The sequence below is a fragment of the Thermoanaerobacterales bacterium genome (assembly GCA_030019475.1).
Classification (GTDB): Bacteria; Bacillota; Desulfotomaculia; order Desulfotomaculales; family JASEER01; genus JASEER01.
The window spans coordinates 1-10,064 of record JASEER010000056.1 but is presented as its reverse complement, the minus strand read 5'-3'; the positions used below and the strand labels follow the sequence as shown (position 1 = coordinate 10,064).

Annotated in this window: 12 protein-coding genes; 4 read left to right on the top strand and 8 right to left on the bottom strand. The window is 61.3% G+C overall.

Annotated elements, in window-relative coordinates:
- Positions 1–221: 221 nt before the first annotated feature.
- Complete coding sequence (locus QMC81_11045) at positions 222–578, bottom strand: hypothetical protein (GenBank protein ID MDI6908004.1); 357 nt, start codon at positions 576–578, stop codon at positions 222–224.
- A gap of 225 nt (positions 579–803) precedes the next feature.
- The gene (locus QMC81_11040; GenBank protein MDI6908003.1) at positions 804–1,739 is read right to left on the bottom strand and encodes a DMT family transporter; all 936 of its coding nucleotides are present in this window, start codon (positions 1,737–1,739) and stop codon (positions 804–806) included.
- 232 nt (positions 1,740–1,971) lie between these two features.
- On the opposite strand from QMC81_11040, the gene QMC81_11035 reads away from it, so the two are divergent.
- From QMC81_11035 to QMC81_11025, 3 genes are all read left to right on the top strand, one after another.
- Positions 1,972–2,832 carry a basic amino acid ABC transporter substrate-binding protein gene (locus tag QMC81_11035; GenBank protein MDI6908002.1) on the top strand — a complete coding sequence of 287 codons (861 nt, stop codon included), beginning with the start codon at positions 1,972–1,974 and terminating at the stop codon, positions 2,830–2,832.
- 91 nt (positions 2,833–2,923) lie between these two features.
- Positions 2,924–3,640 (top strand): amino acid ABC transporter permease, encoded by a 717-nt coding sequence (locus tag QMC81_11030; GenBank protein MDI6908001.1) that lies wholly within the window; start codon positions 2,924–2,926, stop codon positions 3,638–3,640.
- The gene (locus QMC81_11025) at positions 3,627–4,349 is read left to right on the top strand and encodes an amino acid ABC transporter ATP-binding protein (protein MDI6908000.1); all 723 of its coding nucleotides are present in this window, start codon (positions 3,627–3,629) and stop codon (positions 4,347–4,349) included. The genes QMC81_11030 and QMC81_11025 overlap by 14 nt, the downstream gene beginning before the upstream one ends.
- A gap of 119 nt (positions 4,350–4,468) precedes the next feature.
- Here the strand turns inward: QMC81_11025 and yedF are convergent, their stop codons facing one another.
- The 4 genes from yedF to polX all read right to left on the bottom strand — a co-directional run bounded on the left by yedF (position 4,469) and on the right by polX (position 8,194).
- A complete protein-coding gene (yedF, locus tag QMC81_11020; protein ID MDI6907999.1) occupies positions 4,469–5,077 on the bottom strand; it encodes a sulfurtransferase-like selenium metabolism protein YedF in 609 nt (202 codons plus the stop codon).
- 67 nt (positions 5,078–5,144) lie between these two features.
- Complete coding sequence (locus QMC81_11015; protein ID MDI6907998.1) at positions 5,145–5,759, bottom strand: DUF502 domain-containing protein; 615 nt, start codon at positions 5,757–5,759, stop codon at positions 5,145–5,147.
- 54 nt (positions 5,760–5,813) lie between these two features.
- Positions 5,814–6,407: a hypothetical protein gene (locus tag QMC81_11010; GenBank protein ID MDI6907997.1), complete on the bottom strand. Its 594-nt coding sequence runs from the start codon at positions 6,405–6,407 to the stop codon at positions 5,814–5,816.
- A gap of 41 nt (positions 6,408–6,448) precedes the next feature.
- Complete coding sequence (polX, locus tag QMC81_11005) at positions 6,449–8,194, bottom strand: DNA polymerase/3'-5' exonuclease PolX (GenBank protein MDI6907996.1); 1,746 nt, start codon at positions 8,192–8,194, stop codon at positions 6,449–6,451.
- A gap of 86 nt (positions 8,195–8,280) precedes the next feature.
- Between polX and QMC81_11000 the strand changes: the two genes are divergently transcribed.
- Positions 8,281–8,499: a hypothetical protein gene (locus QMC81_11000; protein ID MDI6907995.1), complete on the top strand. Its 219-nt coding sequence runs from the start codon at positions 8,281–8,283 to the stop codon at positions 8,497–8,499.
- Positions 8,500–8,501: 2 nt separating this feature from the next.
- Here QMC81_11000 and QMC81_10995 read toward each other — a convergent pair whose 3' ends face one another.
- Both QMC81_10995 and QMC81_10990 read right to left on the bottom strand, forming a co-directional pair.
- Entirely contained in the window at positions 8,502–9,551 is a 1,050-nt protein-coding gene (locus QMC81_10995; GenBank protein ID MDI6907994.1) for a hypothetical protein, read from the bottom strand.
- A 100-nt stretch (positions 9,552–9,651) separates the two neighbouring features.
- Positions 9,652–10,064 (bottom strand): DUF4013 domain-containing protein (locus QMC81_10990; protein ID MDI6907993.1); only part of this gene is annotated, 413 nt, incomplete at its 5' end.

The window sequence follows — 10,064 nt, the reverse complement described above, 5'->3', positions numbered from 1 at the left end:
ACACGATGCTCTTCCGATCTCCGCGCCGCTGTGTCAAGCCGGCGGCCGGCCCGGGCGCGCCGGGGCCCCCAAGACCCCGCGCGCCGCCCGGGGCCGGCGCCCCTCGACTGCCGGCCTGCTGGCTCCGGGCGGCCGGGCTGCCCCCTGCTGCGCTTGGCTCCGCTTTGGGCATGCTACCATTCGCTTTGGGACGGTTGGTCAGCTGTTGCCCCGGTTCGTCGTTAAATCAGGGAGCGGTCCTTAAGGTACTGCGTTGCTTCCTCCAGCCCGGAGACCACCAGGGAAATGGCCTCACCCATCAAGCGGTTGGCTTCCGTGGGCCGGTTAATATGAGCTTCCCAAACGGCGCTCTTGATGCGAGCCTCGACCTCGCTCAGGCGGGGCAGTTCCGCCAGGTACGCGGCCATGCGTAGTTCACCCCGGACCTGCTCCAGGTAGGCTCGGGTCAGGCGCACCGCCACCGCTAATTCCCGGTCTTTCAGACCGGTCATTTCGGCGAACATCCCCGAGGCTGTGATCAGGTAGGACTTCAGTTTTTCGCCGTGATGAAACCTGTTAATGGCCTGTTTCAGTTCCATGGTGCTATTTCACTACCACACTGCCGCTTCCCGCGGCCTTTGTTTGGCTCCGGAGAATGCTTGTATCTTTCATATGATTCCCGGTGGCGGTACCATATTATTCTATTTAGACCGTGAAGCATACATAACCCGTAGATGCAGATCAGGCAGTCTACGCCGGCTAGGCTGACTCCGGCATGCGAAGCATTTTCTCGGTTTCGGGTCTCTGCGAGTCCGCTAACCCCTCTACGGTTCGCCTCCGGCCGTGGCGGTGTGGAAGGGCTCCTGCCCCGCGGGAGATTTCTTGCCCTCCTGCCCTGTTCCCGACGGGGTGCCCAGGACGGTAACCAACATACCGAGGATAATGGCCGCGCCGCCGATCCACTGGCGGGCGCCCAGAGTCTCCCCGCCCAGCAGCCAGGCCGTCAGCCCGGCAAAGACCGGTTCCATCGTAAAGATGACCGCCGTATGAGTGGTGGAAGTGAATTTCTGGGCCGCGTTCTGGATCACAAAGGCCAGGGCCGTGGCAGGAATTGCCGTTGCCAGCAGAGCCTCGATCACCGCCGGGGAGAGGCGATGAGGAAAAGTTTCGGCAAAGGGCGCCACCGCCAGGCTGATGAGGCCTACGGCGGCAATCTGGATCACCGCCAAGGCGTAAGTGCGGTGGTAGGGGGCATAACGGCCGACAAGGATGATGTGCACCGCATAACAGAGGGCGCAACAAAGGATAAGGGCATCCCCGTAGCTGAGGTGCAGGCCGTCCTGCAACGAAAGCAGGGCCAGCCCGGCGGTCGCGCAGATCACCCCGGCGACAGCCGCCGGCGGGGGCAGGTGCCTGGTCAGGACGGCGGCCATCAACGGAACGAGGACGACCGAAAGGCCGGTGATGAAACCGGCGTTGGAGGCCGTGGTGTACTGGAGCCCGACGGTTTGAAAGGCATACCCCCCGAAGAGGGCGACCCCGATGACGGTCCCGGCCCAAAGGGTGTCCCGGCGGAGATAGCGAAGCGCCCGGTAGCGGATAAGCACCAGAAACAGCGCGGCCAGGATGAAGCGGATCGCCAGGAAGTAGTAGGGTCCGATGCCCCCTAACGCTTCCTTGACGATGACGAATGTAATGCCCCAGATGAAGGTGACGAGAAGAAGGGCCAAGTCGGCCAGGGCTTGGTAGTGTCTATTCATTTTATCCATTCTGGCACTACAGCTCTCTACTGTCAAGGGGGCCAATATCCGGCGAAAAATGACCGCGCCCGGCAGGACTTTACGTCCGGGGAGCGAAAAAGGTCAACTACGAGTTAACACGATGTTAACACGCCAGTAACAGCCCGGGGGAGGTGAAGAATACCGCGGACTGCGTTTAAAGGAAATATCCGGTTGAATCATGGTGTTGAATAAATATGAGGAGGCGGACGAGTTGTTAAGGCTGAACCGTTTCATGGTAGTCGCCGTTGCCTTATTGACGCTGGTAGCCTTTGTGGCAGGCTGTGGCGGCGGGTCGTCATCCCAGGATCAGAAGGCGGCGGATGACCAGGCGCAGCAGGCGCCGGAGAAGAAGGTCCTCAAGATCGGGTCCGACACGGCCTATGCCCCGTTCGAATGGCAGGATACGAAGAGCGGCGACTACGTGGGCTTTGACATGGATCTGATGGCGGCGCTATGTGAGGAGATGGGCTACAAGCCTGATATCCAGAGCATGACCTTTGACGGCCTCATCCCGGCTTTGCAGTCCGGCACCATCGACGCTTCGATTTCGGCCATGACGATTAAGAAAAAACGGCTGCAGCAGGTCAGCTTCTCCGATCCCTACTACAAGTCCGGCCTGATTATCGCGGTGCGTAATGACAACAACGACATCAAGTCCTTCGACGATCTGAAAGGCAAGACCATCGCCGTCCAGCTCGGCACCACCGGGGCCGATAAGGCTAAAGAAATTGAAGGGGCTAAGGTGGTTACCTTCGACCGCATTCCGGAGGCCTTCCTGGAGTTGAAGAAAGGCAGCGCCGACGCCGTCGTCAATGACGCCCCGGTGACCATGTACGCCATCAAACAGGACGGCAGCGGGCAGATCAAGGTCGTGGGCGACATGCTCTCCACCGAGTTCTACGGCATCGCGGTCCCGAAGGACAAACCCGAACTGCTGCAGGAGTTTAACGCTGCCTTGAAGAAGCTTAAGGAGACCGGGAAGTTCACCGAGCTATATAAGAAGTGGTTCGGCCAGGAGCCGCCGGCGGATGTTCTTAACCCGCCGACACCGGAGGAAGCAGCAATAGAATAACTTCGAGTCTGCGAGAAAGGGTTGGAAATATGCGTAACGCCACCGGGCGTTACGCATATTTCCTTGTCCCTCCCTCGACGAGGTGAAACTCTTGAGCGTTGTAGAATTCGTCGGCTTTATCTTTCCCCTTCTCCTGGCCGGGACGGTCATTACCCTTGAGCTAACCGTGCTTTCGGTGGGGATCGGCTGCGTCATCGGCCTTTTTGCCGGCCTGGCGCGGCTTTCACGCAGCCGGTTCTTGCGGGTGATCGCCACTTGCTACGTCGACTTCCTGCGCGGTACGCCGCTTCTGGTTCAGATCTTGATTGTTTATTTCGGAATTCCATACTTGGTGACTGACCTTCAGGACTGGTGGCACGCCGCTTTGGGGTGGCCGATCCTGATCAAGGACCCCAACCTGCCCCGCTTTTGGGCTGCGGTTACGGCCTGCAGCCTGAACAGCGGCGCTTACATCGCCGAGATCTTCCGCGCCGGCGTCCAGTCCATCGAGCGCGGCCAAATGGAGGCCGCCCGCTCCCTGGGTATGACCCAGAGCCAGGCGATGCGCTACGTCATCCTGCCCCAGGCCTTCAAGCGTGTGGTTCCGCCCCTCGGGAATGAGTTCATCGCTATGCTGAAGGACACCTCCCTGGTGTCGATGATCGGTGTTGAGGAGTTGTTACGGCGCGGTACCCTAATCAATGCCGACTACTACCGGCCGTTTGAAACCTACATCACGGTGGCCTTCATTTACCTGATGATCACCCTGTCCTTCTCCCGGCTGGTGGACTACCTGGAAAGGAGACTCAAGACCGGTGATCGAGGTTAGGGACTTGCATAAGAGCTTTGGCGGGCTGGATGTACTGCGGGGCATCGACTGCCATGTCGCCGAGGGCGAGGTCGTGTGCGTGATAGGGCCCAGCGGCTCCGGGAAAAGCACCTTCCTGCGCTGCCTGAATCTCCTCGAGGAGCCGACGCGGGGGGAAATAATCATCGACGGGACATCCCTTACCGACCGGAAGACGAACATCAACGAGGTGCGCCAGAAGGTCGGGATGGTCTTCCAGCTCTTTAACCTCTTCCCGCACAAGACCGCCTTACAAAACATTACGCTGGCCCTGCTGAAAGTCAAGAAGATGACCCCTGGCAAGGCGGAAGAACTGGGCCGTATGCTACTGGCCAAGGTCGGCTTAACCGATAAGGCTGACGTTTACCCCGCTCAGCTTTCGGGCGGGCAGCAGCAGCGGGTGGCCATCGCCCGCGCTCTGGCTATGCAGCCGAAGGTGATGCTCTTTGACGAACCCACTTCGGCCCTTGACCCGGAAATGGTCGGCGAGGTGCTTGCGGTTATGAAGGATCTGGCGCGCGAGGGAATGACCATGGTAGTGGTCACCCACGAGATGGGTTTTGCCCGCGAGGTTGCGGACCGGGTGCTGTTTATGGACGAGGGGCGCATTGTCGAAGGAGGACCGCCGCGCGACATCTTTGCCAACCCGCGGGAGGCGCGGACGAAGGCCTTCCTTAGCAAGATCCTGTAGGTTCACCGGCAACACCAGGCTTTTGTCCGGGTATTCTGTAGACAGTCTTATACCGGCGATTACCGGGAAAGCCTTCACCACAGTGAAGCGGTGAAGGCTTTGGTATTATAGAGGAGCGGTTAGCCCCAGGTGACGACGTCGCCCTGCAGGAGCAGGTTCAAAACCTCATAAGCATTGGTCGGCCGGCCGACGGTCAGCTGTCCGTTCAGGTCAAAGTGATTCAGGCAGGTCCCGCAGGCCAGAATCTCCACGCCGCGGGCCGCCAGGTCCCGCAAAGCGGCCGTGGACTCCGAACCCTGGCAGGCCAGTTTTACCCCGCCGTTCAGCAGAACAACGCGTTCGGGGACCGTTTCGTTAGCCGCGAGTGTGCTAAGGAACTGGGTGATGAGCCGCCGTCCCAGTTCCTCGCTGCCTTGGCCCAGGGACTCGGTCTGGATGACCAGCGTCCTGGTGCGGGCGGCGGGAACGTTACAGGTTATGGGCACGTCCCCGGTATGGACCGGCGTTGACCCTCCCCCGTTGCGTGATACCTCGACGCGAAAGACACCGTCCTCCCGGACGATGCTGGCCTGGCACCCGGCGTTGGCGGCGAACCGGCTGACGTTCTGGGCCGAGCCCTCGTTGTCCACCAGGACGGCGAACGCCGTACGCCCTTCATCAAGGGCGGCCTTGGTCATTAGAACGGGCTGCGGGCATGGCCGGCCACGGGCGTCGATGACATCTCCCATCTTTCTTTGGCCATCTCCCCTCTGCGGATTTACCTTGAGCTTATATAACCGGTCGGCAACTGTCAAATTACTTATGGTTATGGTTATTATTGTTTCCGGCCTCGCCCGGGCTGACGATGCCCACGGAAAGAATGAACTTCAAGCCGTCCTCCACCGACAGGGGCATGGGCCACACTTCCTCCCGTGGCGCGACAAACAGGAACCCGGTCGTCGGGTTGGGTACAGTGGGTATGAAAACCTTGACCTTGTCCGGTCCCCCTGCTCCAAAGAGGTCTTCCCCTGCTTCTCCGATCAGAAAGCCTATAGAATGTACCCCCCGGCGCGGCCATTCGACGAGGACTACTTGGCGGAAAACCTGCTCGTCCTTACGGCTCAAGGCTTCGGTTACCTGTTTGGCCAGGCGGTAGATGGTCCGGGCCAGGGGGATTCTTAACAGGAGACCCTCGCCCAAATCCAGGAGACGCCGCCCGATGATGTTGGTTGCCAGGAGACCGGCCAGGAATATCAGGGCAATGGTAATTACAAAGCCCAGGCCCGGGAAATAGTGTCCTGTGAGATAGACGATGAGCTTGCCCGCCAGGCCGTCGATAAAGCGAAAAACCCCCACCAGAACCCAGATGGTTACGGCCAGGGGCAGGATAACCGCCAATCCGGCCAACAGGTAATTCTTAAGGCGCCCCACTCTCTCTTCGACTCCCTCTTGCTATAATGCGATGATGGTCCCGGTTACGGTCTCCTAGAAGGCGAGCGGGATGGCCTTTAGTCGTTCCTTCTGCTCCTTTAGAAGACTCTCGTATTGGGTGTTAAGTGCGCCGACGGTTCGGATCCACTCTTCCCGGAATTCCGGAAGCCTTTCCACGTTCATTCGCATCCGTACCCCGGTCTGCTGTTCCAGCATCTGTCTCGCGGCGCCCAGGCGCTGTTCGAAGTGCTCCTTCAGGTTTGTGTAGCTGTGGCGGTAGGCCTGGCTGTAATAGTCGAACAGGTACCCCAGTTCGCCCGAGATAATCCGGACCGATTCCGGGTCCCGCTTAATGGCCGTAATGCCCTCCATTGCCCGCCGGTTGGTCCGTGCGACCTGCTCGTCAACCGGGAGAGCGATGTTCTGGAGGAGTATTTCTTCCACGCCCGCCGTCACGTCATGCCGTGCGTCCGGGGCTTGGGACGCCAGCTCCCGCAGGAGATCAAGGGCCGGATCCTGAAGAAACCGGCCGGCCAGCGCGCGGCCGGCGTCCACCCGCGCCAGCCGCTCCAGGTCCGAATCGCTCACCTTCAGCTGGGCCGCCCTTTCAAGGGCTTTCTCAAGGGCTGTCTTTATCCGCTCGGCCATTCTTTGACTCTCTCTCCCATCTAAGCTTTTGTTGCTTTCCATTATAGATTATTGCCATCCGGGTGCCAATTCCTGCCCTCCCGTGCGAAAAGGGCACGTAGCTCGGTCCATGACCGGGTGTTGACAATGTCGCGGGGCTCCAGCCAGCCGCGGCGTGCAACGCTTACGCCGTAGGCCATGAAGTCCATCTGCCCGACGGTGTGGGCGTCACTGCCGATGGTGAGCAACCCCCCCCGCTCCTTTACCAGGCGGCAATGGCGGTCGCTCAGGTCGAGGCGCTTGGGGTAGGCGTTGATTTCCAGCCAGGTGCCGGCGGCGCAGGCTTCAGCGATCACCTGCTCGATGTCCGCGGAGTACGGCGGGCGCTCGCCGAGCAGGCGCCCCGTGGGGTGCGCCAGGGCATGGACCAGCGGGTGCCGTACGCCGGCCAGAAGGCGTTCGGTCATTACCTCCCGCTTCTGGCGGAAACGTGAGTGTACGGCGGCCAGGACGAAGTCCAGGCCGGCCAGGACTTCATCGGGGTAGTCGAGGGTCCCGTCGGGTTTTATATCCACCTCGGTTCCGCAGAGAAAGTGGAAGTCCGGGCTCGCGGCGTTAAATGCGCGGACCGCTGCCGCCTTGGCCCGAAGGTCGGCAATGGACAGGCCGTGGGCGATTTTCAGGGACGGAGAGTGGTCGCACAAGGCCACCCAATTGTAGCCAAGCCGGCGTGCCCGGTCGGCGATGGACTCCAGGGTGCCTGTCCCGTCGCTGTACACGGAATGCACGTGCAGGTCCCCGCGGATATCGCCGTCGGTGACCAGGGCCGGCAGGCGTCCCGCAGCGGCGGCTTCGATTTCTCCTCTGTCCTCCCGCAATTCCGGCGGAATCCAGGGCAGGCCGAGGGCGGCATAGACTTCTTCCTCCTCCCTTCCCGCGATACGCTTCCCGTCGCGGAAGACGCCGTATTCATTAATCTTCAGGCCGCGGTCAAGGGCCAGGCGCCGTAAGTGAATATTATGGTCTTTGGATCCCGTGAAGTAACAGAGCGCCGCGCCATAGGAAACGGGCTCCACGGCCCGGAGGTCGACCTGCCGGCCGTCGTTGAGGCGGACCGTGGCCTTTGTCTCGCCCCGCGCCAGGACCTCCGCCACGGGGCTGAGGGCGACGAAGGACGCTATCGTTTGCTCGGGCCTGGGCGAGGCCGCCAGGAGGTCGATGTCCCCGATGGTCTCGCATCGCCGACGCAGGCTGCCGGCGATGCTTATCCTTGCCCCGGGGACTTCTTGACGCAGCATTTCGACCAGGCCCAGGGCGATAGGCAACGCCTCCCCGAGCGGAATACGCTCCCGGACCTGACGCGCACCCCTGATTTCCCGCAGGATGTTGGCCTCGGTCCGCTCCTTGAACCCGGGCAGGCGGCGCACTTCGGCCGCCCTCGCACGGGCTTCAAGGTCTTCGAGCCCCTTGACGCCGAGTTCCCGGTAGAGGGCCATGGCCTTGCGTGGACCGATCCCCGGGACGGTGAGCAGTTCAAGCACCCCCGGAGGGATCTCGGCCTTCAGCTTTTCGTAATAGCCCAGGGAGCCGGTGCGCAGAATCTCTTCGATCTTCGCCGCCAGCTCTTTGCCGATCCCGGGGAGGCGCGTAAGCTCCCCGCGGGTGGCCACGGCGGCGATGTCCTCTCCCAGGCGGGCCACCCTTTCGGCCGCCCGTTCGTAGGCGCGCGCACGAAAGGGGTTCTCACCTTTAAGTTCCAGGAGTTCAGCCACAGCCCGGAAAATGCGGGCCACTTCCTCGTTACGCATTCGGTGGCACCTGCCTTGCACAAATGTGCCAGGACCGCTTGCGGCCGGAACGGGAATAATGGGAGTGTAAAGGAGGCCTGGGATCCATGCCAAGGGATGAATACCGCAAGGGCGTACGCCGGGAACGGCCGGAACCGATTGTTGACTTACACCGTCCGCCGGGGTCTCCCCAGCCGCGTGAAAGCAAGTCACAAAAAGCCCAACTTGAAAGCGGGCACCGCCACGGAACGCGAAAGGACGTCCGCCTGGGCATGTCCTACAAGACCGGTTTGAAGCCGGAGCGCAAGGACTGGCCCTGGAGTTAGATTCAGGCCCTGACCAGGGATAACACGATCTCAAAGGCGATCAGGGCGATAATCAGGATTTCCAGTAACTCCGCGCGGCTGGTGACCACTTCGTCACTGAGCATGGTGTAACTTCGCTGGATAACCTCCACCTTCTGGCGGATACTCTCCGTCCAGTCCCGTACGCGCAGCAGGCGCAGGTAACCGGTGTAGACGCGGGCGTAGAAAACGTCCTCCGTAACGCGGAGCGAGTTCTGGATGCGCCCGGTGATCGCGGTGATGTCGGCCACCAGTTCCAGCAGCTGCCTGCGGATATGACGGTAGCGGCCCAGCCTCCGGTAACTGGCTCCACGATCCGCATCCTCAATAGCATCGTACATCCTTTCGATCTCCCGGTCCAGGATCTGGTCGTAGTATCTAAGCTCCAGCAGCTGGGCGTTGGCCAGTTCCAGCAGGTCGGGGATGTCCGGGCTGCCGGTGGGATCGTACACGATCGCCGTGTCCCAGGTCAGAAAGGCAAAGTCGTCGGCATAGGAAAAGCGGTGAGCAAGCGTCTCCTTACGGGTCTCCGGGCTGACGGGCTGCTTTTCGGCCAGGAGCAGAGGTACGGGATCCCACTCTTCTTCCCATTCCCGGAAATAGTAGACCACCAGGTCCTCGCTGAACTCCGGCGGATGCGGCCCGACCATGGCGGGGCGCAAGGCGGCCAGCGCCGCGTCAAGGGATGTCTTGAAGGTTTCCTCCCGGAGCCCGTCCACCGCGAGGGCAAGGTCCGTCAACTCCGCGAAGGATGTCTGGGGCGGGACGGCCAACCGCAGGATGACCGCTACCACTCCAAGGTCATAGACCCGGGCACGCACCTCCGCGCCCAGGGTGAGGCCGGCGAGGGAGATCTCCCGGCAGCCCATCTCGACCATCACGGGGGGATTCTTAAAGACGATGGCCTTGGGGGAGACTCTGGTAAGGCGAAGACGGGACACGTGGCTCCCCACGGCGAGAAGCCGCTCGGCGGCTTCAAGGTCGATCTCGTCGGCGACGTCAAAAAGGCGGTAGACCCAGATGGCTAACGACACGCCAGGCCCTCCTACAAGAAGACCACGGCCTCCGGTTGGCTGTGGTCTTTATGATTCCCGGTTTTCATATCCGCAAAATCTATAATTTAGTCGGGCCCCCCTAGGCTCCAACGCCGGCGCCGGCTCCCCGGGCGGCTGCCGCCTGACGGTAGACGTCCCCGAAAAGGAAGGCCAGGACGCAAAACAGATAGAAGCAGGCCAGGTTGCCGATAATCCACCCCAGGAGGGGAATCATCGCAACGATGCCCAGGGCGATGAAGAGGGCGATGGAGAGAATATAACCCAGGAGGTAGCTACCGATGGCTGCGCCGATGTAGGAGAAAACGGTACCGATGCTAAAGGCGGCGCCGAAGCTGCCGGTGGCGGCGTAATGGGCGACGGCCATCGGCAGGAAGAAGGAGATCACTAGGCCGATCAGGAGAGCCAGAATGAAGCCGGCACCCCAACCATCGTTCCCGCCGAGACCGCCCCCCGCGAAGAAGATGACCAGCGGCAGGAGCATATAGATGACGG

Bases quoted from the DNA above. Each gene is read 5' to 3' on its own strand.
- QMC81_11045 (MDI6908004.1), bottom strand. From the start codon at position 578: ATGGAACTGAAACAGGCCATTAACAGGTTTCATCACGGCGAAAAACTG.
- QMC81_11040 (MDI6908003.1), bottom strand. From the start codon at position 1,739: ATGAATAGACACTACCAAGCCCTGGCCGACTTGGCCCTTCTTCTCGTC.
- yedF (MDI6907999.1), bottom strand. From the start codon at position 5,077: ATGGGAGATGTCATCGACGCCCGTGGCCGGCCATGCCCGCAGCCCGTT.
- QMC81_11010 (MDI6907997.1), bottom strand. From the start codon at position 6,407: ATGGCCGAGCGGATAAAGACAGCCCTTGAGAAAGCCCTTGAAAGGGCG.
- polX (MDI6907996.1), bottom strand. From the start codon at position 8,194: ATGCGTAACGAGGAAGTGGCCCGCATTTTCCGGGCTGTGGCTGAACTC.
- QMC81_11000 (MDI6907995.1), top strand. From the start codon at position 8,281: ATGCCAAGGGATGAATACCGCAAGGGCGTACGCCGGGAACGGCCGGAA.